The 26,008-nt window shown below is 67.1% G+C and carries 26 protein-coding genes; 11 read left to right on the top strand and 15 right to left on the bottom strand.

Features of this window, described 5'->3' with window-relative positions; translation table 11 throughout:
* Positions 1-15: 15 nt before the first annotated feature.
* The 6 genes from BJ997_RS18985 to BJ997_RS18960 all read right to left on the bottom strand — a co-directional run bounded on the left by BJ997_RS18985 (position 16) and on the right by BJ997_RS18960 (position 6,430).
* Complete coding sequence (locus BJ997_RS18985) at positions 16-1,536, bottom strand: mannitol dehydrogenase family protein (RefSeq protein WP_052542062.1); 1,521 nt, start codon at positions 1,534-1,536, stop codon at positions 16-18.
* Positions 1,520-2,239, bottom strand: a complete 720-nt coding sequence (locus BJ997_RS18980) for an HAD-IA family hydrolase (protein WP_084141105.1) — start codon at positions 2,237-2,239, stop codon at positions 1,520-1,522. The genes BJ997_RS18985 and BJ997_RS18980 overlap by 17 nt, the downstream gene beginning before the upstream one ends.
* The gene (locus tag BJ997_RS18975; protein ID WP_035835825.1) at positions 2,236-3,039 is read right to left on the bottom strand and encodes a DeoR/GlpR family DNA-binding transcription regulator; all 804 of its coding nucleotides are present in this window, start codon (positions 3,037-3,039) and stop codon (positions 2,236-2,238) included. Before BJ997_RS18975 ends, BJ997_RS18980 begins: the two co-directional genes overlap by 4 nt.
* Positions 3,040-3,095: 56 nt before the next feature.
* Positions 3,096-3,971: a carbohydrate ABC transporter permease gene (locus tag BJ997_RS18970; protein ID WP_035835826.1), complete on the bottom strand. Its 876-nt coding sequence runs from the start codon at positions 3,969-3,971 to the stop codon at positions 3,096-3,098.
* A complete protein-coding gene (locus tag BJ997_RS18965) occupies positions 3,968-4,963 on the bottom strand; it encodes a carbohydrate ABC transporter permease (RefSeq protein WP_084141106.1) in 996 nt (331 codons plus the stop codon). Before BJ997_RS18965 ends, BJ997_RS18970 begins: the two co-directional genes overlap by 4 nt.
* Positions 4,964-5,077: 114 nt before the next feature.
* Positions 5,078-6,430, bottom strand: coding sequence for an ABC transporter substrate-binding protein (locus BJ997_RS18960; protein ID WP_035835827.1), 1,353 nt, complete (start codon positions 6,428-6,430; stop codon positions 5,078-5,080).
* A gap of 213 nt (positions 6,431-6,643) precedes the next feature.
* Here BJ997_RS18960 and BJ997_RS18955 point away from each other — a divergent pair, with 213 nt between their 5' ends.
* Positions 6,644-7,408 carry a DeoR/GlpR family DNA-binding transcription regulator gene (locus BJ997_RS18955; RefSeq protein WP_035835862.1) on the top strand — a complete coding sequence of 255 codons (765 nt, stop codon included), beginning with the start codon at positions 6,644-6,646 and terminating at the stop codon, positions 7,406-7,408.
* 57 nt (positions 7,409-7,465) lie between these two features.
* Positions 7,466-8,494: a zinc-dependent alcohol dehydrogenase gene (locus tag BJ997_RS18950; protein WP_035835863.1), complete on the top strand. Its 1,029-nt coding sequence runs from the start codon at positions 7,466-7,468 to the stop codon at positions 8,492-8,494.
* Positions 8,495-8,518: 24 nt separating this feature from the next.
* On the opposite strand, the gene BJ997_RS18945 is transcribed toward BJ997_RS18950, so the two are convergent.
* Positions 8,519-8,995: a hypothetical protein gene (locus BJ997_RS18945; protein WP_035835828.1), complete on the bottom strand. Its 477-nt coding sequence runs from the start codon at positions 8,993-8,995 to the stop codon at positions 8,519-8,521.
* 156 nt (positions 8,996-9,151) lie between these two features.
* Between BJ997_RS18945 and BJ997_RS18940 the strand changes: the two genes are divergently transcribed.
* The 4 genes from BJ997_RS18940 to BJ997_RS18925 all read left to right on the top strand — a co-directional run bounded on the left by BJ997_RS18940 (position 9,152) and on the right by BJ997_RS18925 (position 12,299).
* Entirely contained in the window at positions 9,152-10,099 is a 948-nt protein-coding gene (locus BJ997_RS18940; protein WP_052542064.1) for a sigma-70 family RNA polymerase sigma factor, read from the top strand.
* Positions 10,100-10,385: 286 nt separating this feature from the next.
* A complete protein-coding gene (locus BJ997_RS18935) occupies positions 10,386-11,501 on the top strand; it encodes a C1 family peptidase (protein WP_035835829.1) in 1,116 nt (371 codons plus the stop codon).
* 46 nt (positions 11,502-11,547) lie between these two features.
* Positions 11,548-11,979 carry a hypothetical protein gene (locus BJ997_RS18930; protein ID WP_035835830.1) on the top strand — a complete coding sequence of 144 codons (432 nt, stop codon included), beginning with the start codon at positions 11,548-11,550 and terminating at the stop codon, positions 11,977-11,979.
* Positions 11,973-12,299 carry a protease inhibitor I42 family protein gene (locus BJ997_RS18925; protein WP_035835831.1) on the top strand — a complete coding sequence of 109 codons (327 nt, stop codon included), beginning with the start codon at positions 11,973-11,975 and terminating at the stop codon, positions 12,297-12,299. The genes BJ997_RS18930 and BJ997_RS18925 overlap by 7 nt, the downstream gene beginning before the upstream one ends.
* Here BJ997_RS18925 and BJ997_RS18920 read toward each other — a convergent pair.
* The 4 genes from BJ997_RS18920 to BJ997_RS18905 all read right to left on the bottom strand — a co-directional run bounded on the left by BJ997_RS18920 (position 12,296) and on the right by BJ997_RS18905 (position 16,349).
* Complete coding sequence (locus tag BJ997_RS18920; RefSeq protein ID WP_035835832.1) at positions 12,296-12,700, bottom strand: tautomerase family protein; 405 nt, start codon at positions 12,698-12,700, stop codon at positions 12,296-12,298. The two genes, BJ997_RS18925 and BJ997_RS18920, sit on opposite strands and share 4 nt — an antisense overlap.
* Positions 12,701-12,754: 54 nt before the next feature.
* Positions 12,755-13,657: a serine hydrolase gene (locus tag BJ997_RS18915; RefSeq protein WP_035835834.1), complete on the bottom strand. Its 903-nt coding sequence runs from the start codon at positions 13,655-13,657 to the stop codon at positions 12,755-12,757.
* Positions 13,658-13,736: 79 nt separating this feature from the next.
* Positions 13,737-15,701, bottom strand: a complete 1,965-nt coding sequence (locus tag BJ997_RS18910; protein WP_035835835.1) for a M13 family metallopeptidase — start codon at positions 15,699-15,701, stop codon at positions 13,737-13,739.
* 135 nt (positions 15,702-15,836) lie between these two features.
* Positions 15,837-16,349: a mycothiol transferase gene (locus BJ997_RS18905; RefSeq protein ID WP_035835836.1), complete on the bottom strand. Its 513-nt coding sequence runs from the start codon at positions 16,347-16,349 to the stop codon at positions 15,837-15,839.
* 41 nt (positions 16,350-16,390) lie between these two features.
* Between BJ997_RS18905 and BJ997_RS18900 the strand changes: the two genes are divergently transcribed.
* Entirely contained in the window at positions 16,391-17,752 is a 1,362-nt protein-coding gene (locus BJ997_RS18900; RefSeq protein WP_236628863.1) for an MATE family efflux transporter, read from the top strand.
* A gap of 206 nt (positions 17,753-17,958) precedes the next feature.
* On the opposite strand, the gene BJ997_RS18895 is transcribed toward BJ997_RS18900, so the two are convergent.
* From BJ997_RS18895 to BJ997_RS18885, 3 genes are all read right to left on the bottom strand, one after another.
* Entirely contained in the window at positions 17,959-19,119 is a 1,161-nt protein-coding gene (locus tag BJ997_RS18895) for an ABC transporter ATP-binding protein (RefSeq protein WP_035835837.1), read from the bottom strand.
* Positions 19,116-20,693 (bottom strand): ABC transporter permease, encoded by a 1,578-nt coding sequence (locus BJ997_RS18890; RefSeq protein WP_201771697.1) that lies wholly within the window; start codon positions 20,691-20,693, stop codon positions 19,116-19,118. The genes BJ997_RS18895 and BJ997_RS18890 overlap by 4 nt, the downstream gene beginning before the upstream one ends.
* Before the next feature lie 241 nt (positions 20,694-20,934).
* Positions 20,935-21,975 carry an iron ABC transporter substrate-binding protein gene (locus BJ997_RS18885; protein WP_035835838.1) on the bottom strand — a complete coding sequence of 347 codons (1,041 nt, stop codon included), beginning with the start codon at positions 21,973-21,975 and terminating at the stop codon, positions 20,935-20,937.
* 167 nt (positions 21,976-22,142) lie between these two features.
* On the opposite strand from BJ997_RS18885, the gene BJ997_RS18880 reads away from it, so the two are divergent.
* The 4 genes from BJ997_RS18880 (at position 22,143) to nucS (ending at position 25,053) form a co-directional block, all read left to right on the top strand.
* Positions 22,143-23,366 carry an MFS transporter gene (locus tag BJ997_RS18880; RefSeq protein ID WP_035835840.1) on the top strand — a complete coding sequence of 408 codons (1,224 nt, stop codon included), beginning with the start codon at positions 22,143-22,145 and terminating at the stop codon, positions 23,364-23,366.
* A 125-nt stretch (positions 23,367-23,491) separates the two neighbouring features.
* The gene (locus tag BJ997_RS18875) at positions 23,492-23,728 is read left to right on the top strand and encodes a hypothetical protein (protein ID WP_035835841.1); all 237 of its coding nucleotides are present in this window, start codon (positions 23,492-23,494) and stop codon (positions 23,726-23,728) included.
* 258 nt (positions 23,729-23,986) lie between these two features.
* Entirely contained in the window at positions 23,987-24,334 is a 348-nt protein-coding gene (locus BJ997_RS18870) for a hypothetical protein (RefSeq protein WP_152602109.1), read from the top strand.
* Between the two features lie 23 nt (positions 24,335-24,357).
* Positions 24,358-25,053 carry an endonuclease NucS gene (gene nucS, locus BJ997_RS18865; protein WP_035835867.1) on the top strand — a complete coding sequence of 232 codons (696 nt, stop codon included), beginning with the start codon at positions 24,358-24,360 and terminating at the stop codon, positions 25,051-25,053.
* Here the strand turns inward: nucS and BJ997_RS18860 are convergent.
* The gene (locus BJ997_RS18860) at positions 25,050-25,985 is read right to left on the bottom strand and encodes an aldo/keto reductase (protein ID WP_035835844.1); all 936 of its coding nucleotides are present in this window, start codon (positions 25,983-25,985) and stop codon (positions 25,050-25,052) included. The two genes, nucS and BJ997_RS18860, sit on opposite strands and share 4 nt — an antisense overlap.
* Positions 25,986-26,008: the final 23 nt, after the last annotated feature.

Genomic DNA, 26,008 nt, shown 5'->3' with positions numbered 1-26,008 from the left:
CCCTGTCGCCCCAGCCTAGCGGCGGGCCTGGGCGAGGTCGGGCTCCGAGGCTCCTTCGAGGCCGAGCAGCACGCCGAGCGTGCGCCGCGCTCCCACCTCGTGCAGCAGGGTGAGCGCGCGGTCGTAGGCGGCGGTGAAGCCGTCGTCGTCGATCAGGTCACCGAACAGGTCGCGGTCACGCAGGAAAGAATGCGGGTCGGCGGCGTACCCGGCGGCGCTGGCCATGACGCGTTCCGTGATGCGGTCGACCACGTCGATGGGCTCCCCCTGCTCGTCGATGCCCTCGGCGTAGCGCGCCCAGCTCGCCACGATGGCCGCCGACAGCTCGATCGCGCCCCCGCGGGTCGATTGCTCACGAATCACGGGCAGCAGCCACTTGGGGATACGGTCTGAGGATTCCGCGCAGAGCCGCGCGACAGTGTCCCGCACTCCGGGGTTGGAGAAGCGCTCGATCAGCTGGGTCTTATAGTGCTCGAGGTCGATGCCAGGAACCGGCTTGAGGGTGGGGGTTCCCTCCAGGTCCATGTAGGAGCGCAGGAACGTGGCGATCAGCGGATCCGCAGCGGCGTCGTGCACAAGCCGGTAGCCCATCAGGTGAGCGAAATAGCACAGGCCCTGGTGGCTCGCGTTGAGCAGACGCAGCTTCATGAGCTCGTACGGCTCCACGTCGGCCACGAGTTGCGCCTGGGTCTTCTCGTACGGCGGGCGCCCGTCGGTGAAGGAGTCCTCGAGCACCCACTGCAGGAAGGGCTCGCACACGACGGGCCAGCGGTCATCGACGCCGAAGGCTGCCGTGATCTGCGCACGGTCGTCGTCGGTCGTCACGGGCGTGATGCGGTCGACCATCGAGTTCGGGAACCTGACGGACGCGTCGATCCAGGCGCCGAGCTCGGCGTCCTCCGCTGTCGCGAAGGCTACGAAGGCGCGGCGGGCCACGCGTCCGTTGTTCTGCAGGTTGTCGCATGACATCACGGTGAAGGGCGTGATGCCGCGATCTCGGCGGCGACGCAGCGCCTCAACCACGAGGCCGAAGACCGTCGCGGGCAGGGCATCCGCCGCGAGGTCAGTGGCAACGAGGTCGTTCGAGAGATCGAATTCGCCACTGACCGGGTGAATGTTGTAACCGCCCTCGGTCACGGTGAGTGAGACAATGCGCACCTCCGGGCTGGCGAGGCGCTCGAGCACCGCCTCCACGTCGTCGGGGGCATACATGAAGTCGATAATCGACCCGATCACCCGAGGGTCGAGTCTCCCATCGGGGTGCTTGACCACGAGGGTGTACAGCCCGTCCTGGGCCAGCAAAGCGTCGCGCATCTTCGTGTCGAACGGCATCACGCCCACGCCGCAGATGGCCCAGTCCCGCGCGAGCCCCTGGCTGAGCAGGTCGTCGATCATGAGCGCGTGGTGCGCGCGGTGAAAGCCGCCCACCCCAAAGTGCATGATGCCCGCTGTGAGACCGGTTCGGTCATAGCGGGGAACCTGTACGGTGCCGCCCTCGGCAACAGCGTCGAGGGTGTCGTTACGCAATGCGGTCATGACGGTCTTCTCCAGTTTCGGTGTGTTCAAGAAGGGCTGAGGGCGCGCGCAACTGGCGCGCACCGCGCAGGTCGAGCTGGGTGCCGTCGAAGCGGATACCGCTCAGGTCAGCCACGACGACGTGTGCCGAGGTGTGCAACCCGCGGTCACCGACGCCGACAGCGAGGCCCACGCCGGCGGAGCGCGCGGACCTCACTCCGGCGTCGGCATCTTCGAAGACCACTGTGCGGGCGGCGGGAACTCCGAGTCGGCGTGCACCCAGTCGGTAGGGATCCGGCGCGGGTTTGCCGTGGCGCACGTCGTCTGCGGTCACGAGAGCGTGCGGACACGGCAGGCCGGCCGCGCGCAGCCGAGCCTGGGCCACGAGCAGCACACCGGAAGTGACCACCGTCCACCCCGTGGCCGGCAGGCTTGTCAGGAGTTCGAGTGCGCCGGGGAGGGCGCGCACCATCGCGGCGGTCTCCACCTCGCGCAGCATGAGGGCGTGCACAGCGCGGGAGCGGTCGACGGACGGCACGAGTTCGGCGATCGTGTCCCTGGCGGGCCGACCATGCACGATGTCCCGCTCAAAGTCGAAGCCGGGCGCGTACTCGCGGGCCCAGGCATTCCACGCCTCTGCGGCGGCCTCATCGGAGTCCACCAGCACACCATCACAATCGAAGAGCAGCCCCTGCGCCCCGTAGACGCCGGGGACCGGTGTCACGTTGCGGCCTCGGCCACGAGAACCGGCACGCCGGCATCCGCTGCCAGCGAGAGAACGACGTCGCTCGTGCGGGCGTCGACGACGAGGTGATCGAGTTCGCTCAGCTGGGCGAATTTCACCATGCCGTTTCGTTCGAGCTGGCCGTGCTCTGCGATCAGCACCACGCGCTCCGAAGCTGCCACCACTGCGCTCTTGATGCGCGCCGCCTTGGGGTCGGCAGCGAGCAGGTAGCCATCACTCGAGATGCCCGACACCGACAGGAATGCAGTGTCGATACGGATGTGTTCGAGCGCCTCGCGCGTCCACTGGCCGGATTGCGAGTCGTCGCGAGGATTGACGGCACCGCCCAGGTTGTAGACCACGAGGTCGGGGTGCCGACTCGCCACGAGCGCCACCGGAATCGACGTCGTCACGACCTGGAGCTCTGCGGTGTTGGGCACGAGGGCTGCCAGGGCTTCCGCCACGGCGCCGGAATCGATGAACACGATGCCGGCCGCCGGCAACAGCTCGGCGGCCCGGCTCGCCACGGGATGCTCGGCCAGGTCGGGGGCGATGAACTGCGGCAGGTCCACTGTGAGAGCGGATGCCAGGATCGCCCCGCCGTGCGCGCGGCGCAGCTGACCCTCGTCTTCGAGGGCGCGCAGGTCTCGGCGCACGGTCTCGTCGGCCACGGCGAGTGATTCCGCGACCTCGCCCACGTCGACCCGGCCCGCCTCCCGGAGCATGACCATGATTCTGTTGCGTCGCTCCTGGGCGGCCCGTCCGGGAGCCGTGCCGTCATTCTCTGCTGCCTTGGCCATTGCCTGCCCTCCCTGCTGTGAAAAGTTCCATTGTGCCCGACCCGAAGCGGATGCTGCTATTTGATGGCACCCATCGCCAGGCCGGTCACGAGGCGCTTCTGCGCCAGCCAGCCGGCGAGAACCACTGGCAGCACCGCAAGGGTGGAGGCCGCCGAGAGCACCGCGAGGAACTGACCGCGGCCGTCCACGAAGCTGCCGAGGAAGGGCGGCGTGGTTCGGGCCATAGTGGACGTGAGGAGGCTGGCCAGAAAGTACTCGTTCCAGGCGAAGATGAAGCAAATCAACGCGGCGGCGGCGATGCCGGGAGCGACGATCGGCAAGACCACCCGCACCAGCTCGGTGAAGAAGTTGGCGCCGTCGATCTGAGCGGCCTCTACGATTTCGAGCGGCACCTCGCTGAAGAAGGATCGCATCATCCACACGGCGAGCGGCAGGTTCATACCCACGTACAGAATGCTCAGCGCCGAAATGTTGTCGAGCAGGCCGAAGTTCTGCAGCAACAGGTAAATGGGGATAATCGCAGCGGCGATGGGCATGAAGCGGGTGGAGATGAAGAAGAACAGCGCGTCGGTGCTCTTGATGATCGGCCGGATCGAGAGGCCGTAGGCGGCCGGGATGGCGAGCAGCAGCACGATCACGGTGCTCATCACGCTCGCGGTGAGCGAGTTGAGCAGGTACACGCCGAAGCCACGGTCGAGCACCTCGGCGAACCTGTCGAACGAGAGTGAGGTGAATATCGTGGGAGTGCTCGTGGCCGCTGCGGCCTCCGTCTTGAAGGCCGTGAAGACCATCCAGGCCACCGGAAAGAAGAAGCCGAGCGTAACGATCCAGGTGAACGCCGTGAGGGCGGCACTGCTGGCGCGGTGCCGCATCTGCCTCGTGCGGCGGCGGGCGGGCACGGCGCGGGGTGCGCTGACGACAGACGTACTCATGATTTGGCCCCTTCAGTGGAGAAGATCTTGAACAGCAGGCGCAGCGCGACACTGGCCACGATGATGGTCAGCAGGACTGTGATCACGCCGTAGGCGGCGGCCTCGCCGATCTCGAGGCCGACGAATGCTCGTTCGTACAGCAAGTACGACAGTGTTTTCGTGCCGCCCGTGCCGCGGGTCATGATGGCGATGGGGTCGAAGACCTGCAGCAACATGATGCCGCCGAGCAACACGGCCAATTCGATGTACTGGCGCAGGTGCGGCAGCGTCATGTATAAGAAGCTGCGGATGGGGCCGGCGCCGTCAACGGATGCCGCTTCGAGGGTTTCCTTGCTCTGGCTCTGCAGCCCGGCGAGCAATATCAACATCATGAAGGGCGTGTACTGCCACGTGAGCACCATGATCACGGTGAGGGCCGGGAAGTCGGTGTTCCACTGCACGGGATCGACTCCCAGCACCGAGAGGCCCCAGTTGACCATGCCCACGTTGGCGTCGAGCATGGACCATTTCCAGATCAGGGCCGCCGCGGCCGGCATCATCAGAAACGGCGTGATCACGAGCGTGCGGGCCAAACCCTGTCCGACGAACGTGCGGTTGAGCAGCAGGGCAATGCCGAGGCCGAAGAGCACGGACAGCACGATCGAGGATCCGGTGATCACGACGGTCGCTGACAGCGACTGCAGGAACGCCCCGCCGGTGAACACGGTGATGTAGTTGTCGAAGCCGGCGAAGCCGCGGCTGCCGGGCCGCATCAGGTTCCAGTTCTGGAAGGAGTAGTAGATCGTGACCAGGAACGGGATCTGCGTCACCAGGATCGCCACGACGATCGCGGGCCAGACCAGAGTGCGGGCCAGCCGCAGGGCCTGCTTCTGCCCGGCACTCAGTTCCGGCTTATGCCGGCGGCCGAACTCGGATCGAGGCTCTCTCGGGGGCAGGCCGGGGGCGCCCTGCCGGGTCGCCTCCGCAGTTGCCGTCACGTCAGTCGCGGTCATGTTTTAGGTCTCTTTCTCGACACTGATGGAAGAGGTACGGGTCTATACCGGGGCGGGGGCGGTTCCAGCGATAACTCTGGAACCGCCCGCGTGGTGCCTCTGGTGCGGGTACTCCTATTTCTGGGCGTCGCCGACCGTGGTGGCCAGCTCCTGGCCCTTGTCGAGCACGTTCTCCACGGTGTCGCGGCCGGCGAAGACGTCGGCGATGTTCTGCGAGACCTGGTTGCCCAGGTCCTGGAACTCCGGCACTGTGACGTACTGGATGCCGACCCACGGCTGCGGGTTCACACCGGGCTGCGTCGGGTTGACCGCGAGCATGATGTCCTTCGTGATCGGCGCGAAGGCGGCGGCGGCCTCCAGGTAGTCGGGGTTCTCGTAGGTCGAGGTGCGCGATCCCGGGGGCACGCGCTCCCAGCCGAGGGTGGTTCCGACCAGGTCGATGTACTCGGTGCTGGTGGCCCAGCTCACGAACTCCCACGCCGCGTCCTGCTTGGTACTGGTGTTCGGGATGGCGAGGTTCCAGGCCCAGAGCCAGCCCGCTTCATCCGTTTCCTTGACCGGGGCGTGCACGTAGCCGACCTTGCCGGCGACGGCGGAGGTGTCGGCTTCGAGGGGGCCGGCGGCGCTCGTGGCGTCATACCACATGGCCGCGTTGCCCTGCGAGAACAGGTTGAGGCACTCGGTGAAACCGGTTGAGACGGGGTCGGCTTCGCCGGCGTCCTTGACCAGGTCGGTGTAGAAGGTGACGGCCTCGGTGAACTCGGGGCTGTTCACGGTGGCGTTCCAGTCCTCGTCGAACCAGCCGCCGCCGAAGGTCTGCACCACGGTGGTCAGCGGGGCGAAGAGTTCGCCCCAGCCGGGCTTGCCACGCAGGCAGATGCCGGCCACGTCGTCGGTCTTGAGGGTGCGGGCGAAGCCGGCGACCTCGTCCCAGGTGGGGTTGGTCGGCATGGAGAGGCCGGCGGCGGCGAACATTTCCTGGTTGTACATGAGGAAGGAGGACTCACCGTAGAAGGGCACGGCGTAGAGGCTGTCATCGACGGTGAGGGCTTCGCGCACGGGCGGCAGCAGGTCGTCAACGTTGTAGGCAGTGTCGGCCTCGGCGAGAGGACCGAGGTCGACGAGCCAATCGTTCTGACCCCAGATCGGTACCTCGTAGCTGCCGACGGTCACGATGTCGTACTGGCCACCCTGAGTCGCCACGTCTTTGGTGACGGCGTCGCGCAGGTCGTTCTCCTCCATCGAGACGAAGTTCACGGTAATGTCGGGATGGGCCTCTTCGAAGGCACCCTTGAGCTCTTCCATGTCTTTCATCTGCGGGTTGTTCACGGTGGCGAGGGTCAGGCTCACGGGGCCGTCTTCGGTGGCTGCGCCGCCTGCTCCGCTGCATCCGGCCAGGAGCACGCCGACGGACGAGAATGCCACTGCGCTCAGTAGCATCCGCTTCTTCACGGAGTAAGACTTCATCGGGGGATAAGACTTCATCATCGGGGCCTCTTCATCGTCGACACGTCCTTGTGGACTTCGTATGGACCACTATCGACCCGTACCTGTTGATTCTGCAATACTTTTTGTGGATTTGAGACGCTTTTGTGACTTTCTGTGCCCGAATATATGTTTTGGGAGTGAAATTTGCCACAGAATCGGGCGAAACGGATGTGCGACGGCTACAGTCGAGCCATGTACCCCGCAGAGCGACAGTCCGCGATCATCGCACTCGCCCAGGCTGGAGACGGTGAAATCACCGTTTCCGCCGCGAGCGACGCGCTGCAGGTGACCTCGGAAACGATTCGGCGCGACCTGGCCGTCCTCGAACGTCAGGGGCTGATCCGTCGCCAGCACGGCGGCGCGCGCCTCACCCAGAGCACGCCATTCGAACTCGCCCTGGCGCAACGCCAGCTCAAGGACGCCCCGGAGAAGCATCGGATCGCCCGGCGCGTTCTTCAGGAGCTGCCAACGGACGGGGTCGTGCTGCTCGACTCCGGCTCGCTCACCCTGGTGATCGCGTCGCTCTTTCCCGACGACCGCGAGCTGATCGTAGTCACCAACAATCTGCCCGCCGTGCGCCTGCTCTCGCAGAAGCCGCTGCTGACCGTGCTGGCACTCCCTGGCCGGGTGCGCAGCCTCACCCAGGGCGCCGTCGACGAGTGGACCCGGCAGCGCATCAGCGAGCTCAACGTCGACCTCGCCGTGGTCGGCGGAAACGGTCTCACTGCCGCGCAGGGACTCACCACCACGATTCCCGACGAGGCGGAGGTCAAACGAGCCATGATGCTCTCCGGCCGTCGCCGCGTGCTGGCCATCACCTCGAGCAAGATCGGGCACAACTCGTTCTGCCACGTCGCCGACGCCACCGAATTCGACATTCTCATCACCGACGACGGCGCCGATTCCCTGGAACTGCAGCGACTCGGAGCAGTCGGCCCCGAACTCGTCGTCGTCTGACGCCCCCCCCCCGGTACGCCCCCACATCTCCTACCCTGAAAGATCCAGGTGGTTTTCATGAACACTGTTGTTCTCATGAAGCGCGTCGTCGTTCGCGCCGACGAAATCGTGCTCGTCGACGCGCCGGTCCCCCGCCCGCTGCCCGGGGAAGCCCTCGTGGAGATGACCGTGAGCGGAGTGTGCGGGTCGGATACCCATGCCGCGCACGGTCGGCATCCGTTCGTTCCGCTTCCCTACTTTCCGGGTCACGAAGTGGTCGGAATCGTTCGCGAACTCGGCGCAGACACGTCCCTCGTGTCGGTGGGCGACCGGGTGACCGTTGAGCCCACCCTCCCGTGCTGGACCTGCAAGATGTGCCGCACCGAGCGCAGCAATCTCTGCGAGAACCTGCGGTTCTTCGGCTGCGGCTACGAGCAGGGCGGCATGGCTGACTTCTTCACAGTGCCGGCCAACCGGCTGCACGTCGTGCCCGCCGAACTCTCCGACCTGCAGGCGGCCTTGATCGAACCTCTCGCGACGCCGGTGCATGCAGTGCGACTCTCCGGAGGCGTGCGCGAGAAGGCCGTGGTGATCATCGGCGCCGGCACCATCGGCCTGCTGGTGCTGGCCGCCGCTCGGCACGCGGGAGCGCGCACCATCGTGATGACCGACATGCTCGCGAGCAAACGTGAACGCGCCGCTCGCCTCGGCGCCGACGCCGTCGTCGATGCCACCGGGCCAGACCCCGTCACGGAGATCCTCGCCGCGCTGGGGGAAAGCGCCGACGTCGTCTTCGACTGCGTCGCCATCCAGTCCACGCTCGACCAGGCCATCCAGCTCGCATCCAGGGCCGGTACCGTCATGATCGTCGGTGTTCCCGCCCGGGCGGTGCTCGTGCCGCTTCCTCAGGTGCAGGACCACCAGTTGCGCATTCAGGGCAGCGCTACCTACCTGCCGGAGGACTACGCCGAGGCGATCGAGATCATCCGCTCCGGCGAGATTCGGGTCGACGACTTCGTCACGAGCCGCTTCCCCCTCACCGAGGTCGCCGAAGCTTTCGCCGCGTCGTCGGGCGGCGAAGAGGTGAAGGTCGTCGTGACCCGCTAGAGCCTTTCGGCCGAGTTCGCGGGACTAGTGCGTGTCGAGTTCGCGCCGCCGCAGCCCGAGCACGGGAGCCAGGAACGGCATCACAGCAACGAGGACGATGGCGACAATGCCCGGCCAGATCAGGTTCCACCCCAGGCTCACCTGGAATGGATTGCCCTCGAGCGAGGCGATGTAGACCGTCGAGAGCACGCTCGTGACCACGACCAGCAGCGACAGCCGCGTCGCGCCCGGGCGGTCGTTCGGGTCGATCAGCGAGCGGTAGACCACAATCGAGACGATGCCGTTGAGGAGCACGGCCGCGGCCAGGGCGATCCAGGGCACCGCAGGACTGTTGAGTCCGGATCCGAACGCGACCACGGCAATATACACCGCGATCCCCTCAGTGGGCAGGTAGGCTGCGAGGTCGTTCAACACCCCGAGCACGGGCCGCGGCTTTCCGTCGATTTCGTTGCGTGGGGGTTGCGGCACCGCAGCGCGGCGGGCCGATGCGAATGCGCTCATGTCATGGCTCCATTCTCTGTGTGACACCTACATATCAGATCGGTCACAGAATGTAAATGGGCCCTTTGCGGGACGTTAGACCCTACCCCGGCCATACGGGATTCACGACACTCGAGCCATGGGAACAATCCACTCTTTCAGTGAAGGGCACCTCTCATGACCCCCTCAACGGCCCGGTCGACATTCGCCACGAGTTCCACACCCGACTATGCTTCGACGGATGCCTTCGGCGCGTATCTGCGCCGCCTGGGTGCTGGCTCCCTGCTCACTGCCGATCAGGAGGTCGAACTGGCCCGCCGCATCGAAGTGGGCCTCTTCGCGGAGGCGCGCCTCACCGGCTCAGAGTGCGACGCGACCCTCCGGCGCGAACTGACCTGGCTCGTCAATGACGGCCAGCGCGCCCGCAACCGCTTCATCGAGTGCAACCTTCGCCTGGTTGTGAGCATCGCCAAGCACTACTCGGGTCGGAGCACTCCGATCATGGACGTCGTGCAGGACGGAAACATCGGTCTGGTTCGCGCGGTCGAGAAGTACGACTTCACCACGGGCTACAAATTCTCCACCTACGCCACCTGGTGGATCCGCCAGGCCATTCACCGAGGCATCGCAGACAAGGCGCGCATGATCCGGATTCCCGCGCACACCGCGGAGAAACTCAACAGGGTCAAGCGCGCCGAGCGCGAACTCACCGGCTCCCTCGACCGCGTGCCGACCGTGCTCGAGCTCGCCGCGGCCACTCAGCTCGGAGCCACGGAGGTCACGAAGCTCCTGCGCTACGACATGGAGCCGCTGTCCTTGCACACCCCCGTCGGCGACGGCACGGGCATCATCTCCGAACTCATCGTCGACGACGATTTGCCGCAGCCGGAGGAATACGCGGCCCAGGCCATGCAGAGTCACGACATCACGCGCGCCCTCGCCACCCTCCCGCTGCGCGAGCGAGCGATCGTCGAGGCGCGTTTCGGGCTACAGGGGAATGATCCCCACACCCTCGACCAACTCGCCCTCATTCACGGGGTCACCCGGGAACGTGTGCGACAAATCGAGAAGCGCGCCCTGATCCTGCTTCGCGTACCGCGGCTCGAGAGCTACCTCGCCGACTAGCCAGCCCCCTGCCACGGCCCACGGCCCACGGCCCTCGGCCCAGAGCGAAACGCCGACGATAACGCACCGGTAACGCCCCGGTAACGACCGACGCGCTTCACTGTGTGCGAGAGCCAGCCCATCGGAGACTGGCCACCACGTTGGAGCGCTTTATGAGTCGGTTGTGTGTTCACACCGCCCCGACCATGGCGGCGACCGCGGATGCCGCCGTCTCTCGGCATCCGCTGCGGAGCCGTCCGAGTCACCGGCGCGCCACGTTTCATTCCACTATGTGAAAGGACAAGAAATGGCCGAGTCAGACAAGTTTGACGTTGCCGCCATCCGCTCCGCGCTGGACAAGGAAAACGGCCCCTGGGAAGCGAGCGAAAACGCCCTCACCCGGATGTCCCGTTCGCAGCGGGCCACCCTGCTCGGTGTTCCCCTGCCGAGCCCAGAAGAACAGGCCGAACTCACTGCACGAGGTGCGAAGATTCGCGCAGCGGTCGCCGGCGCCGAGGCACGCGACGCCACGGCTCTTCCCGCCCAGTTCAACCTGAACGACCGCGGTGGGGTGAGCTATGTCTCCGGCGTCCGCAACCAACTGAACTGTGGGTCGTGCGTGGCGTTCGGGTCTGTCGCGGTGCTCGAGGGCACGGCGCGGTACACCCGCGGCACACCGAGCCTCGACGTGGACCTCTCCGAGGCACACCTCTTCTACGGCTGGGGTTCCACGGTCGGCGTGAATTGCAACACGGGGTGGATGCCCCTGCCCGCGCTCACCTTCGCCACCAATCGGGGCGTGACGTATGAGTCGGAGTGGGCCTACTCCGCCGGCAATTCCAACGGCGGTTCGCTCCCGTCGACCTGGGAGCAGCACCGCGCGAAGGCCACCGCAACCGCCGACGTGACCAACAACGTGCTGGCTATCAAGAACCACCTCACCAGCTATGGGCCGGTCACCGGTTGCTTCGTGGTCTACACCGACTTCTTCAGCTACCACTCCGGCGTGTACCAGCACGTCACGGGAGTTCAGGAGGGCGGCCACTGCGTGGCCATCGTCGGTTACGACGACGCCCTCGGCGCCTGGATCGTGAAGAACAGCTGGGGCACCAGCTGGGGCATGGCCGGCTTCGGGTACATCAAGTACGGCGAGGTCTGGATCGACTCCTGGTCGAACGTGGGCGTCACCGGCGTCTACCTGCGCACCTGGACAGCGGGCAAGAAGGTGATCGGGGCCTACGCCACGGGCCACGACCGCAACGGCTGGGTCTACGTGCAAGATAACGGATGGCTGCGCGTCGGGGGTCTCACCGGCACGGCCCACATCGCCATGTTCTCCGACCTGCTCACGGCCAAGGAGAAGAGCGCGTACATCAACGCATTCTCCGACGACGGCGTCGTCACCCAGACGTACACGTACTGATCGACATCCACTGAAACTCCCCAGACACGAAAGAAGGAACACCACCATGACATTCACCAACGATCGACCCGGCGGAGCCAGGTCCCACGCAAGCGCGGCCCCGCAGCCCACGGACACCATGCCGCGGCTGTTGTCGGCGGAAGACCTCGCCGAGCTGTTCGCGCTTTCCGTGGCCGAGATCGAAGTCGCGGCAGCGCCCGCGAACGTTCCCGACATGGACCCGCCCGGCTCGCTGTACTCGAGGGAATCCGCCAGGGTCGCCATTAGCGGACAGTTGATCACGGCGTTGTGGGCCGAGCAGAGCAACCGCAACGCCTGGGTCTTCCTGCAGTCCTCCGGGTGGAAGCGACTCGACCCGCTGACCGACACGGGGTCGACGGCACTGACGCTGCTCGCCGCACACGCGCGCGCAACGGGTTCGGCACCCTATGCCGACGAGAATCTCGCTGGCACTCTGAACACCCTCTATGTGTGGTGATCGTGACCCATCGGGTTCTTGACAATCCGATCTCCGGCGCCGTCGTCGACCTTCCCGTCGGCGACACGCTGGAGATTCGGTTGAACCAGATCGGCGGGGCCGGCTACCTCTGGAAAGTTGCGGACGAACCCGTGAACGTGCACCTCGATGAGGATCGGCTCGACCACGTCGCCGGCGCGATGCCCGGCGCCGCGGCCGGGCGGATCCTCACCTTCCGGGCCGTTTCAGACGGCACGGGTCGACTGAGGCTCGCGCTCGTGCGCCCCTGGGAAGACGCCCCGATCGAGCAGGTCGAGGTGGAGGTCAACGTCACGGCCTAACGCGCAGGGACGGCGAGTTCTCCGGTGACGTACTGTGCGCGCCCGAAACCGAAGGACCAGTCGCCTGGACCGTTTTCCTGGTAGCCGATGAAGACATCCGCTCCGTCGACGCCCGCCGCCGCCAGCTCGCTCGCAATGCGGTCGAAAAGTGCGGTCTTCGCGTTCTGGTCGCGGCCGGCTTGGGTGAAGATCTGGATCATGACGACACGGGCGCTGCGTTCGAAGCCGAGGCCGGCGTCTTGTGCGCGCAGCTGGCCGGCCGGGTGCTCGGTGAGAATGTGGAACAGGTCGCGCTCGGGGATGCCGTAGATCGCGAGGATGGCCCGATGCACTCCATCGCTGATCCCGCGCAGCTGTTCGGCTGAGCGCCCGGAATTTACGTCGATTCGTACCAGTGGCATGAGCCCTCGCTTCACAGAATGTCTAATTTGTAGTTACATACTAACAAAGCCTGTTCAGTGCACGTACTCCAGCAGGTCGAGACCGATCGCCCTCAGGCCGTCGAGTACATTCAAGCGGGCAGGGAGCGTGGAGTCGGAGAAAGACATCGACACGGCGTAGGTGACACCGCTGCGCGGGCCCCGTAGAATTCCTACCTCGCTGCGCACACCGGCATCCGTTCCCGTCTTGTTCACGAGGAGCAGCCCGTGGTCGCCCGCGCGGTGCGCGAACGGGTCGAGCCCGAACGCGCCGGCCACCAGGGTGAGATCGGTGTTCAGCGAGAGCCAGCCGAGCACGCGGCCACTGGTCTCTGCGTCAATGATCTCGCCGCGGGCGAGCGCTGTGAAGAGCCAGGTGAACTCCTTGGCACTGCCGACCGAGAGCTGCGGCGCGTCGTCGGGGCCACGATGGTCTCGTACCCGGTCGAGCAGGGCTGAGCGGCTCAGGCCGAGGCTTTCGGTGCGGGCGTGCACGGCCTCCAGGCCGACGGCGCGGATGAGCACGTTCGTGGCGAGGTTGTCGTTGCTCGAGCCCACGAGGGCGGCGAGGTCGGCGATGGGCAACGACGGCGCCTGCAGGTGCTGCCAGATGCCGGAGCCGGACACCGAGTCGGCGGCCGTGCGGTCTAGCAGCGTATATGAGCCGAAATCGGCGTCGCGCAGCCGGGCCGCCACCTCGATGAGCAGCAACACTGTGCCCACGCTCGCAGTGGGCATGACCACGTGGTCGTCGACGGAGAACAACACCCGGCCGGTCGTCAGGTCCGTGGCACGTGCGGAAACCTGCACCCCGCTCACCGCGAGGGCGCCGAGCGCCTCGAAGCCGCGGGAAAAGTTCTCCGGCGCTTCAGAACCCAGGTGCTTCCCGCGGTGTTCGGCGAGGTGTTTGGAGCGCTTGTCGGAATCTCGGACTGCCATAACCACTCTCGACGGCCTCTCGTGCGTACGTTGATTCCCCGCGATTACCCTAGCCCAAGCGGATGCCGCGCCACCAGATTCACCAGATGGTGACGCGCTCTGCGGGGTCGAGCCACAGGGCGTCGCTCTCCGTCACGCCGAAGGTCGTGTAGAACTCGTCGATGTTGCGCACGATCTGGTTGCAGCGGAACTCGTTCGGGGAGTGCGGGTCGATCGAGAGCAGGCGCAGGGCCTCCGCGTCGCGCAGCTTCATCTGCCACGCCTGCGCCCAAGAGTAGAAGAACCGCTGGGCGCCGGTGAGACCGTCGATGACCGGCGGTTCCTCGCCGTTCAGCGACAGCAGGTAGGCCTTCCAGGCGATGGAGAGCCCGCCGAGGTCGCCGATATTCTCGCCGATGGTGAGAGCGCCGTTCACGTGGTGCTCGGGAACCTGTTTCGGGAAGAGCGCATCGTACTGCGCGATGAGCGAGCTCGTGCGCTGCTCGAAGGCAGCGCGGTCCGCTTCGGTCCACCAGTCTGTCAGGCGGCCGTCTCCGTCGTACTTCGATCCCTGGTCGTCGAAACCGTGGCCGATTTCGTGTCCGATCACGGCGCCGATGGCCCCGTAGTTCGCGGCTGCGTCGCGATCAGCCACAAAGAACGGAAACTGCAGGATGGCGGCCGGAAACACGATCTCGTTGAAACCGGGGTTGTAGTACGCGTTGATGGTCTGCGGTGTCATGAACCACTCGTCGCGGTCGAGCGGCTTGCCGATCTTGCCCAGCTCGCGCTGGAATTCGAACTCGTTCGCGGCGCGGATGTTGCTGATCAGGTCGCTCGCGTCGATGGAGAGCGACGAGTAGTCGCGCCATTTCGCGGGGTAGCCGATCTTGGGCGTGAACTTCTCGAGCTTCTCAAGGGCGCGGCCGCGGGTCTCCTCCGTCATCCAATCGAGGGTGCTGATGCTCTCGCGGTAGGCCTGCACGAGGTAGTCGACGAGCACATCCATGCTCTCCTTGGCGCTCGGCTGGAAGTGACGGTCCACGTAGATGCGCCCGACGGCCTCGCCGAGGGCACCCTCCACGAGGGAGACGCCGCGCTTCCAACGCTCGCGCAGCTGCGGGGTACCGCTCAGGGTGCGGCCGTAGAAGTCGAAGCTCGTTTGCACGAATTCACCCGACAGGTAGGACACGCTCGAGCGGATGATCTGCCACCGCAGCCAGTCTCGCCAGGACTCGATCCGGTCGTCGGTCATCGTGGCGGCGAGGCCCACAATATAGCTCGGCTCGCGGACGATGACCTCCTCGAGGGTGCCGACCGGGGCGTCGATCCCGTCGAGCCACAGGTCGATGTCGGCACCGGCGGCGAGCGCCGAGACCTGCCCCCATGTGCGCAGGTTGTAGGTCTTCTCGCTGTCGCGCGTCTCGACCTTGCTCCAGTGGTGCGAGGCCAGCTCGGTTTCGAGATCGAAGACGCGCCGGGCGCGTTCCTCGGTGTTGTCAAGACCGGCCAGACGGAACATCTTGGCCACGAACGGCACGTAGGCCGCGCGAATGTCCGCGAATTTGTCTTCGCGATAGTAGGACTCGTCGGGAAGCCCGAGGCCGCCCTGCTCGATGAAGACGCGGTACTGCTCGGGGTTTCCCGGGTCGTTGTCGACGAAGAGGTGGAAGGCACCGCTCACACCGGCGCGCTCAAGGCGTCCGAGGTCGGTGAGCAGCTCGGAGATCGTGGTCACGGCGTCGACGGTGGCGAGGTCGGCGGCCAGCGGCGTGGCACCGAGCGCCTCGATGCGCTCCTCGTCGAGAAAGCTCGTGTAGAGGTCGCCGAACTTGCGTTCGAGCGTGCCGGGATCGGCCGACTGCGCCTCGAGGATGATGTCGCGCACTGCCTTTTCCGACTCTTCGGCGAGCAGTGTGAAGGAGCCCCAGCGCGCCTTGTCCGCGGGAATCTCGCTGCGCGCCATCCATTTGCCGTTGACGTGGCGAAAGAGGTCGTCTTGGGGCCGGACCTCCGGGTCAAGCTCTGTAAGGTCGATTCCGGATGCGCTCACCTGATCAGTCATACCTCCAGCCTATTCCGGTGCGACGGGGCCACGGTGCAGCCGGGGAAGAGTCCCAGCCGACTACAGGGCGAGGTCGCGCCGGCGAAAGCCCGCAGCGGCGCAGGCCCCCGCAGCCTCAGCGCCCATCGGGCGGGGTCAGCGACCGGCGCGCACGGCGAGGCCCCGCACGAAGGCGGCCTGGCCGGCGTGCTGGGTATCGTCGTCGAGCACGCTCACGAGTCGCACGGCCACGGTCACCGGCGGTGACCACGAGCGATCAACGACGCGAGCAAAGTCGGCTTCGTTGAGTCCCTGAATGTAGGCCATGGTGCGCTCGTGCACGGCGTCGAAATAGTCTTGGAGGAGGCTGGCATCGGCCCGCACCGCAGCAACGTCTTCTGCCGTCTGGGCGTAACCTGTGGCCAAGCTGTCGAAGGGCAGGTCGAATCGTTCGGACCAGCCGTCGGAGGTCCACAGCTGTTCCACCCCGGCGAGGTGAGACACGTGGTCGTCCTGTACCCGGGTGAGGTGCCACACCAGCCAGGCGATCGTGTTGGTCTCCGGGTCCGCCCGGTACGTGAGCGTGAAGACCGTCGCGTTTCTCAGCACTGTGTGCACAGTCTGGCTCACTCGGGTGTAGGCGTCTGTGAGCAGGTCGGTCGCGAGCATCGTGGGTCCCTTCGTCGGTCGTGCCAGCCTAACCAGCACGAGTGCGAGATGAACGATCTAGAGTCGAAGTCATCACAATCTTTCAGCGCCAAGCCATCGACCGCGACATTCTGCGCCTCGCCGTGCCCGCCCTCGGGGCGCTCATTGCCGAGCCGCTCTTTCTGCTATCGGACTCGGCGATGGTCGGCCACCTCGGCACCACACCCCTCGCCGGCCTCGGGCTCGCGAGCGCCGTGCTGCAGACCATCATCGGACTCATGGTTTTTCTGGCATACAGCACCACGCCCGCGGTGGCCCGCTGGCTCGGTGCCGGGGACCCGCGCCGTGCCGTGAGCGTGGGCATCGACGGCCTCTGGCTGGCCCTCGGCCTCGGAGTCGTGCTCGCCGTGGCGGGCTGGTTCGCCACGCCCACGCTCGTGGCTGCGTTCGGCGCCGAGCCGGCCGTGACAGCGGATGCCGCCACCTACCTCGGCATCTCCATGTTCGGCCTCCCCGCCATGCTCCTGGTGTTCGCGGCCACCGGGCTGCTGCGCGGGCTGCAAGACACTCGCACGCCGCTCTTCGTGGCCGGGATCGGTTTCGGCGTGAACATCGCACTGAACTACGTCTTCATCTACCTGCTCGGCTGGGGCATCGCAGGCTCTGCGGTGGGCACTGTCGTGGCGCAGTGGGGCATGGTCGCTGTCTATCTCGTGGTGGTCGCGCGGCATGCCCGCCGGCAGAACGCTCCGCTGCGTCCGCACCGGGCCGGCATGCTACTCGGCGCGCGAAGCGGCGGCTGGCTGTTCCTGCGCACGCTCAGCCTGCGTGCGGCCATGCTGCTCGCCGTGTTCGTGGCCGCCCGGTTGGGGTCTCCGGAGCTCGCTGCGTTCCAGATCGCGATGACCCTGTTCGCGACCCTCGCCTTCGCGCTCGATGCCCTCGCCATCGCGGCCCAGGCGCTCGTGGGTCGGGGGCTCGGGGCAAGCGACGTGGTCGGGGTGCGTGCGGTGCTGCGGCGCTGCCTCGAGTGGGGCGTGCTCGGCGGCATCGCCCTCGGCCTGCTCGTGATCGGAACGAGCGGCCTGCTCGGGCACCTGTTCACCAACTCGGCCGCGGTCACGGACCTGCTCCCGGCGACCCTCGTGGTGCTCGGTCTCTCCGTGCCGCTCGGCGGCGTGGTGTTCGTGCTCGATGGCGTACTCATCGGCGCCGGCGACGCCCGCTACCTCGCGCTGACCGGACTCGTGAACCTCGCCGCCTTCGTGCCACTGGCCCTGGCCGTGCTGTGGTTGGCTCCGGCGGGCAACTCCGGCCTCGCCTGGTTGATGGCCGCTTTCGCCCTCGGCTATCTGGGTGCCCGCGCCGTCACGCTCTCACTGCGGGCCCGAAGTGCCGCATGGATGGTCGTGGGCGCGCGCTGAGGAATATGGTCTGCGCGGGCAGCACCGCGAAGGTACCCGTTCGGCCCGGCTCTGAGGAATGTCTCACGGGGTCTCGATCGCTCGTGCCCCGCACCTCGACCAGCGGTTACGCACGTCTCCGCCCCTCCCGCCTCGACCAGCGGTTTCGCTGGTCGAGGCGCGACGAAGGAGCGATCGAGACCGCGCATGCCGATCCTCAGACCGGGCTACTCGACGGGGTAGGCGAGGGCGGGGCGACGGATGCTGACGCGCACCCGGTCGCCGCGCTTGGGCAGGTCAGGGGCCGCGACACGCGCCCGAATGACCGCTCCGCCGAGAAGTTCGAGGCTCACGAGCGCGTCGTGGCCGCCGTAGGCGATGGACACCACTGTGGCGGTGATGCGCTCGGTACCGGACGGTTCCACCCCGAGACCCAGGCGGTGCGGCGCCACGGCACGCGAGCTTGCCGGGAGGGCTGCCGGCGACACGACGCGGGTGATGGCCGGCGACAGGTGGATCCATTCCGGTCGGAGCATGAGCCGCACGGCGGTTCCGTCTGCCGGAGTGCCGTCCACCCCCGGCACGCCGTCCACGGAAACGGCCTCGACCGGGCCGAGCGCGCAGTCCACGCGGCCGTCGCTCCAGCACCCGTCGAGCTCCACAGTGTCACCCACGAACGCGGCGGCCCAGAGGCTCACGGGGTGCTCGTACACCTCGGCCGGCGTGCCCCACTGCAACAGGCGGCCGCCGCGCATCACGGCCACGTAGTCAGCGAGGGAAAGCGCCTCCTCCTGGTCATGCGTCACGAGCAGACTCGTGCTCTTCTGGTCGTGAAGCAGCGCGGCGACCTCGCTGCGCAACGCGGAGCGCAGCAGGGGATCAAGGGCCGCGAACGGCTCGTCGAGCAGCATCAGGTCGGGACGCGGGGCCAGGGCCCTGGCGAGCGAGACGCGCTGCGCCTGCCCGCCGGAGAGCTGAGAGGGCGCCCGGTCCACGAACCCGGGCAGCCCCACGAGCTCGGCGAGCTCAGTAATGCGCGCGCTGCGCGCCACCCGCTCCGCCCTGGTACCGTGTGGCAGCCCGAAGCCGATGTTCTCGCCCACGGTGAGGTGCGGAAACAGCGAAGCGTCCTGCGGCACCCAGCCCATGCCGCGCTTCTCGGGGGCGAGTTGCACGCCCGGCGCGGAGACGACGCGGTCCCCCACCGTGATGGTGCCGGCGGACGCGGGTAGCAGACCGGCGACGGCCCGCAGCAGGGTAGTCTTGCCGCATCCGCTCGGGCCGAGCACGGCCACGAGGCTGCCGCGCGGTATGCCGAGGTTGACGTTTTCGAGCACGCCGGTCTCGCCGTACGAGACGCGCAGTCCCTCAACGGTGACCCATGTCACGATTTCTCCTTTGCAACTCCACGGATGCCCGACAAGAGCACCGTGGGAACGGCCGCGAGCACGACCAACGCCGCCGCATAGGGCGCGGCCCCGCCGAATTCGAACACCGACGTGCGGCTCCACAGCTCCGTGGACAGCGTGGAAATTCCGGTGGGACGCAGCAACAGTGTTGCCGGCAATTCTTTCATGACCGAGATGGCAACGAGCAGGGCGCCCACGCCGATGCCTGGCAGGGCGAGGCGCGCGGTGACTCGCCACCAGGTGACGAGGGGCGAATGTCCGAGCATACGCGACACGTCGGTGAGGCTGCCCGGCACGGCGGCGATGCCGCTGCGCATGCTGCCGATCGCCCGCGGCATGAACAGCACGACGTAGGCGAACACGAGCACGACGGAGGTTTGATAGAGCGCGGGAACTGCGGCGAGCGCGAAGAACACGAGGGAGAGTCCCACGACGATGCCCGGCAGCCCGTGGCCGAGAAACCCCACCGCCTCGATCGTCGCGACGAGTCGTCCGCGGTACCGGGCCGCGAGGGCAGCGATCGGAAGCGCGAGGACCGCGGCCACGAGAGCGGCGGCGAGGGCCAGCCCCAGGGTGGCCCCGACGGCCTCGAGCAGTCGGGGCACATCGACGGCGCGCAGTGTTGCCGCGTCGAGCAGGCGGCTGACCAAGCCGACGAGAGGCACGACGATGCCCGCGACGGGCGCGAGCAGGATGAGGGCGAGAAGCGGGGCGAGCCAGCGGCCGGCCCTGTGCACCGGCAGGGTGCTGCGGCCGCCGGCGCGTTCCACCTGGCCGCGGCTCTTGCGTTCCCCGGCCACCACGATGAGAGCGAGCACGACGAGCACGAGGGCGAGCAGCGCGGCCTGATTGCGGTCGAAGCTCGCCCCGTAGGCCGCGTTGATGCCCCAGGTCAGCGTCTGGAAACGCAGCATCGAGACAAGTCCGAAGTCCGACAGCGAGTAGAGGCAGACGAGCAGGGCGCCCGAGATGGCCGCTGGGCGGATCTGCGGCCAGGTGGCCGCTCGGAACGCGCCGAGCGGTCCGCGGCCGAGGGTGCGTGCAACCGCCTCCAAATCACCGGATGCCCCGCGCAGCGCCGCCGCGACGGGGAGCGTCACGTAGGGGGTGCAGACCGCTGTCATCACGAACCAGGCCGCCCAGAATCCGTTGAGAGCGGGCAACCAGACGAGCCAGCCGTAGGCTGCGAGGTAGCTCGGCACGGCGAGGGGCAGCGCCGCGACGATCAGGAGCGCACGGCCGGCGGGCAGGCGAACCCTGGTGAGCACCCAGGCGCTCGCGGTTCCCAGAATGAGGCACGACACTGTCACCGAGGCCGCGAGCAGTACGGAGTTGAGGGTGAGCTGCAGCACCCGGGGGCGCAGCAGGGTGTCGAGAAGCTCGGCGAGGCCGGCCTCGCTCGTGCGCACCACGAGGTACACGAGCGGGATCGCCGCGGCGGAGGCGCACAAGGCAGCGAGCACGAGCAGCCAGCCCGGCGCCCCGAAACGGTGAGTTCCGCGCGGGCGCGCTGTCGTCACGAAGGGCTCAAGCTCCGGAACGAGTACGCTCACGGTGCGCCGCCCGTCACGCGAACCTCGCGCCGCAGTCGCGCCGCGCTACCGCCCCAGCGGGCGCGCCCCGCGGCACCGGTAGCAGTCACTGCGGACCGCGGGCCCGACCCGTGAGCTCCGCGCCGCAGTCGCGCCGCGCTGCCGCCCCAGCGGGCGCGCCCCGCCACGGAGGTAGCGCGCGGGGAGCAAGCGGGTAGGGCGGGGCCGTTGGAGCGAGCCCGCGCACCCGTTTGCACCAGGGTTAGATGAGACCGTGCTTGGCGAGCAGCGCCTGAGTGTCGGCGAGGGACTCAAGGTCGGCCAGGTCGAGGTCGGGGTTCACGAGCGAGTCGAGCGCGGGCAGGCCGGCCGGGGCGTCGATGCCGGCGACGAGCGGGTACTCGAACGTCTCGTCCACGAAGTACTGCTGCGCCTCGGCGGACACGAGGAAGTCGACCAGGGCGAGCGCGTCGGCATCCGTTGCGGCGCCCGTGAGCACTCCAGCGCCGGTGACGTTCACGATCGACCCGGCATCGCCGGCCTCCGGGTAGGAGAGCTGCGCACGCATGTTCTCCGTGCCTGTTTCGGCGGCCTGAGCGTACCAGTAGTAGTGGTTGAGGAGTCCGGTGTCGACGACGCCGTCGTTGACCGCCGCGAGGATGGCGCGGTTGTTGTCGAAGATCACCGGGTTGTTGGCCGCGAGGTCGGCGACCCACTGGTCGGCCGCCTCTTCGCCGTTGAGCACGCGGTAGGCGGTGACGAAGGCCTGGAAACTCGCGTTGGTGGGCGCGATCGCGACGCGACCAGACCACTCGGGCTCTGTGAAGGCGTCAACGGATGTCGGCACGTCGGCCGCGCTCATCTTCTGCGAGTCGTAGGCGATAACGCGGGCTCGGCCGGTGACTCCCACCCAGGTGTCGTCGGTGGAGGTGAAGCCGGCGGGAACGGCATCCGTTGTCTCGGTCGGCAGGGTGGCGAACAGGCCGGCGTCGCTCAGGGCGCCGAGGGCACCGGCGTCCTGAGCGAGGAAGACCTGCGCGGGGCTGCGGTCGCCCTCTTCGAGCAGAGTGGCGCCCAGCTCGGCCGTGTTGCCGTAACGCACGTCGACGGTGATGCCACTCTGCTCCTCGAACATGTCGATGAGCGGCTGCACGAGCACCTCGTCGCGGCCGGAGTACAGCGTGATCGTGCCGTCGGCCTCTGAGCTGGTCGCTTCGGGCGTCGAGGCCGTCGTGGAACAGCCCACGAGGGCGAGGGCTGTGATGCCCGCGGTGAAAACGGCGAGCGGAAGCGAAAGGCGCATGTGGTCTCCTGGACGACGAAAAACGTTACTAAGGTAAGGCTAATCTAACTCGCTGATGGGCGCCAATCGGCGGGCGTCCGGGCTCGTCGGCGCACGACACGAACCAGTACCCTTTAAGCAGCGATCCGACCGGGTCGAACCCGCCCACGCCCCCACCAGGAATTCACTTGTCGCTTCCCGTCACAGCCCCCACCCGGCACTCCCTCCTCTTGTGGCGCAATGCCGTGTTTGCGGTGTTCTTCGTGAGCGGCTTCGGGCTCGCGTCGTGGATGAGCCGCATCCCCGCTGTGCGGGACAGTCTCGGCCTGGACAAGGCACAGGTGGGACTGCTGATCTTCGGGCTATCCGCGGGCTCGGTGATCGGCCTCGTTCTCGCCGCCTGGCTGCTCGCCCGGTTCGGCGCCCGCCGCGCCATGAGCCTGGCGATGTCGCTGTCGGCCGTGGGGCTCATCGGCATGGGAATAGGCGTCAGCCTGTTCCCGTCGTCCCCGTTCGTGTTCTGCGCCCTCGCTGTATTCGGTTTCGGCATGGGGTCCCTCGACGTAATGATGAACGTGGAGGGCGCGGCCGCCGAACGGGAAATCGGCCGCACGCTCATGCCGCTGATGCACGCGTGCTTCAGCCTCGGCACGGTGGCGGGGGCGCTCGGCGGCGCCGCGGCATCCGTTCTCGATGTCTCCGTCTTCTGGCACCTCGTGTTGATTGCAGTCCTCGTGCTCGGAACGGTGATCACGGCCGTGCGCTTCATGCCGTTGCGGCACGAGCTGGGCGACGATGAGCCCGCAGAGCGCAAGGCCACCTGGCGAGCGCGGCTCGGTGAGAGCCTGAGCGTGTTCCGCGACCGCAAGCTGCTGCTGATTGGCGTGATCGTGCTCGGCATGACTTTCGCGGAGGGGTCGGCGAACGATTGGCTCGCCCTCGCCGCGGTCGACGGCCACGGGTTCTCCAACGCCTCCGGGGCGATCGTGTTCGGCGTGTTCGTGGCGGCGATGACCGTGGGGCGTGTGCTCGGCGGACCGGTTCTGGACCGCTTCGGCCGGGTGGCCGTATTGCGCGCCTGCGCCGTGGTGGGGATAGTGGGCCTGCTGATGTTCATCCTCGCGCCGGTGACGTGGATGATCTACGTGGGCACCGTCCTGTGGGGCCTCGGCGCCTCACTTGGCTTCCCGGTAGGAATGTCGGCCGCGGCCGATGACGCGAAGAACGCCGCGGCGCGGGTGAGCGCCGTCGCCATGATCGGCTACTTCGCCTTCCTCGTGGGTCCGCCCGTTCTGGGCCTGCTCGGCGAGGCCTGGGGCATGCTGAATGCGCTGTATGTGATTTTGATCCTGATGGTACTGGCGGGGCTGGCGGCCCCGGCGGCGCGGCCGCCGGCATCCGTTCGTCGCTGACGAGCGCCCCTCTCCCGCAAATTCGACGGAGATTTAGCGACCTAGCGCGGGCATAGCGCCTGTACAGCCCCGGATCACATGAAATCTCCGTCGATTTCGCGGGGACGCGGTGGCAGACTGTGCGCATGGACATTGAGCAGTGGTGGCCGCGAGTGACCAAAGAGACGCGGGATTGGCTCATCGCGAACAACGGAGAAGGCGTGCCTCCGCACGTAACCGCCGAGATCACTGCGGCGGGCGGGGTGATTTCGGCTGATACATGGTGGATCGGCGAGGCGACTGCCGCGGGGTTCACGTTCTCCGACGAGGCCACCGACTGGATCGAGGCCGTCGCCAACGGCGAGAGGCCCGCACCCCGGTGAGAATGGCGCCCGACACGACGATCAGGGGCCGGCCCCTCGCTGAGGAACAGATCGGCGCGTGGGCGGTCGGCATCGGATCCTGCTGCACGTGACGACTGGCGTCATGGGGTGACATGCGCCAGTCTGGAGTCAAGAGAGCTGAGAGCTGAGAGCTGAGAGCTGAGAGCTGAGCAGGAAGCGGGGGCCTCCACGACTTCCCGCCCAGCCACACCACGGGGGTTGAACATGCGCGCACTGCTGTCTCGTACCATTCGAATCATGATCGTTGGGGTGGCCACGGGGCTGCTGGTGACGGCCTGCGCGGTTGAAGCCCCGCCCACTCCGACACCGAGCGCACCCATCACCACCAGCGAACCGACGCCGAGCGAGCCACTGCCCATCGTCGATTCCGGCGCGCTGGAGGGAGCGATGGGGACGGCGGAAACTGACGAGGAGGGCGTCATGAGGTACACCGTGGTGGAAGGTGACGTGGGCGGCATCGTGTGCGATCGTTTCGGCCGGGCCTGGTGGCAACTCGACAATGAGCGCAACAGCGGTGGCTTCGATTGCCACTCGATGATCAACATCGGCGACGTGGTGACCCTCACAAACGACAAGAAACCCTAGCGTCACGGGGATAAACTCGGGTGGTGCGCCTTGTGATTGCGAAATGCTCCGTTGACTACGCCGGAAGGCTCAGCGCGCACCTGCCGCTGGCCACCCGTCTCCTGATGATCAAGGCGGACGGGAGCCTGCTCGTGCACTCCGACGGCGGCTCGTACAAGCCGCTCAATTGGATGAGCCCACCCTGCACATTGGCACTCGCAGAGCCTGACGAGGATCAGGCTGCCGCCGGCATCACCGCCCTCTGGACGGTGACCCACGCGAAAACCGCCGACCAGCTGATCGTGAGCCTCTACGAGGTCGAGCACGACTCCGCGCACGAGCTCGGCATCGACCCCGGCCTCATCAAGGAGGGCGTCGAAGCCCACCTGCAGAAGCTGCTCGCCGAGCACATCCACCTGCTCGGCGACGGCCACACCCTCGTGCGCCGCGAGTACATGACCGCGATCGGCCCGGTCGACATTCTCGCCCAAGATTCCAACGGCCGCTCGGTCGCCGTGGAGTTGAAGCGACGCGGCGACATCGACGGCGTCGAGCAGCTCACGCGGTACCTCGAGCTCATGAACCGCGACCCGCACATCGCACCCGTGACCGGTGTTTTCGCCGCACAGGAAATCAAGCCTCAGGCGCGCAGACTGGCCGAAGACCGCGGCATCCGCTGCCTGCTGCTTGACTACGACGCCATGCGCGGCCTTGACGATACTCACTCCAAGCTGTTTTAGGGCAGCGGGCCACCGCGGGCCGCGAGGTACAACGCGAACCACTCGTTGCGCGTCATCGCGGAGGCCTGCGCCTCGGCGTCGGCGCACGCGCGAATGCGGCCGGGGTCGCTCGAACCGAGCACCGGGTCGATGCGTGCTGGGTGCCGCATCAGCCAGCCGAGCACAATCGCTTCGCGCGTGGTGTTCTTCTCGGCTGCCAGAGTTGCCACCAGAGCGGATGCCTCCCCCTCGGCGACCGTGCGCGTCGCCGCGCCAGAGTATGTGCCCCGGGCCAGCGCTCCCCAGGCCTGAAGTCGAACCCCGTTGCTCGCGCAGTACTCGAGAGTTCCGTGCGGAAACCCGTTCTGCTCCGCGTGGTTCACGAGGACCGTGCTATCTACCCAATCGCGCCGCAACAGGCTCATCTCAAGTTGGTTCACCGTGATCGGCAACTCCACCTCGCGCTGCAGAAAAGCCATCTGCGCCGCGGACATGTTCGACACCCCAAACCCGCGAATCTTGCCGGCCGCATGCAGCTCACCCAGAGCGAGCGCCACCTCGGCGGGCTCCAGCAGCGGGTCAGGCCGATGCAACAACAGGGTGTCTACGTAGTCGACTCCGAGCCGCGCGAGGCTCGCGTCGACTCGCTCCACGATCGACGCGCGGTCGAGGTCGTAGGGCGCTCGGTCCTTCTCCAAGCGGATGCCGCACTTCGTCTGAATCTCAATGCGCTCGCGCAGCCCCGGCGAACGCCTCAGCACCTCGCCGAACACCTGCTCCGCTTTGCCGTGCCGGTAGATATCCGCGTGATCGAAGACCGTCACCCCGATGGAGAGCGCGGCCTCAACCGCCTCCGCAGCCTGATCGATATCGGCCGACCCATACGGCTCGGGGGTCCAGTCGCCGCCGAGCCCCATGCATCCGTAAATCAGGCGTTGGCTGGAGAGCGTCATGTGAAGTCCTTATAACGGAGGGA

Origin of the sequence: Cryobacterium roopkundense (assembly GCF_014200405.1) — a bacterium.
In the GTDB taxonomy this organism is placed as follows: domain Bacteria; phylum Actinomycetota; class Actinomycetes; order Actinomycetales; family Microbacteriaceae; genus Cryobacterium; species Cryobacterium roopkundense.
Note: the sequence above shows the minus strand (reverse complement) of the source record. Positions and strands in the feature narration are given on the sequence as shown.

Coding starts and splice junctions, on each gene's coding strand:
- BJ997_RS18915 (WP_035835834.1), bottom strand. CDS start 13,657: ATGGCAGTCCGAGATTCCGACAAGCGCTCCAAACACCTCGCCGAACAC.
- BJ997_RS18905 (WP_035835836.1), bottom strand. CDS start 16,349: ATGCTCGCGACCGACCTGCTCACAGACGCCTACACCCGAGTGAGCCAG.
- BJ997_RS18940 (WP_052542064.1), top strand. CDS start 9,152: ATGACCCCCTCAACGGCCCGGTCGACATTCGCCACGAGTTCCACACCC.
- BJ997_RS18885 (WP_035835838.1), bottom strand. CDS start 21,975: ATGCGCCTTTCGCTTCCGCTCGCCGTTTTCACCGCGGGCATCACAGCC.
- BJ997_RS18985 (WP_052542062.1), bottom strand. CDS start 1,536: ATGACCGCATTGCGTAACGACACCCTCGACGCTGTTGCCGAGGGCGGC.
- BJ997_RS18975 (WP_035835825.1), bottom strand. CDS start 3,039: ATGGCCAAGGCAGCAGAGAATGACGGCACGGCTCCCGGACGGGCCGCC.
- BJ997_RS18860 (WP_035835844.1), bottom strand. CDS start 25,985: ATGACGCTCTCCAGCCAACGCCTGATTTACGGATGCATGGGGCTCGGC.
- BJ997_RS18965 (WP_084141106.1), bottom strand. CDS start 4,963: ATGACCGCGACTGACGTGACGGCAACTGCGGAGGCGACCCGGCAGGGC.
- BJ997_RS18930 (WP_035835830.1), top strand. CDS start 11,548: ATGACATTCACCAACGATCGACCCGGCGGAGCCAGGTCCCACGCAAGC.
- BJ997_RS18910 (WP_035835835.1), bottom strand. CDS start 15,701: ATGACTGATCAGGTGAGCGCATCCGGAATCGACCTTACAGAGCTTGAC.
- BJ997_RS18960 (WP_035835827.1), bottom strand. CDS start 6,430: ATGAAGTCTTACTCCGTGAAGAAGCGGATGCTACTGAGCGCAGTGGCA.
- BJ997_RS18950 (WP_035835863.1), top strand. CDS start 7,466: ATGAACACTGTTGTTCTCATGAAGCGCGTCGTCGTTCGCGCCGACGAA.
- BJ997_RS18920 (WP_035835832.1), bottom strand. CDS start 12,700: ATGCCACTGGTACGAATCGACGTAAATTCCGGGCGCTCAGCCGAACAG.
- BJ997_RS18935 (WP_035835829.1), top strand. CDS start 10,386: ATGGCCGAGTCAGACAAGTTTGACGTTGCCGCCATCCGCTCCGCGCTG.
- BJ997_RS18970 (WP_035835826.1), bottom strand. CDS start 3,971: ATGAGTACGTCTGTCGTCAGCGCACCCCGCGCCGTGCCCGCCCGCCGC.
- BJ997_RS18945 (WP_035835828.1), bottom strand. CDS start 8,995: ATGAGCGCATTCGCATCGGCCCGCCGCGCTGCGGTGCCGCAACCCCCA.
- BJ997_RS18870 (WP_152602109.1), top strand. CDS start 23,987: ATGATCGTTGGGGTGGCCACGGGGCTGCTGGTGACGGCCTGCGCGGTT.
- BJ997_RS18875 (WP_035835841.1), top strand. CDS start 23,492: ATGGACATTGAGCAGTGGTGGCCGCGAGTGACCAAAGAGACGCGGGAT.
- BJ997_RS18955 (WP_035835862.1), top strand. CDS start 6,644: ATGTACCCCGCAGAGCGACAGTCCGCGATCATCGCACTCGCCCAGGCT.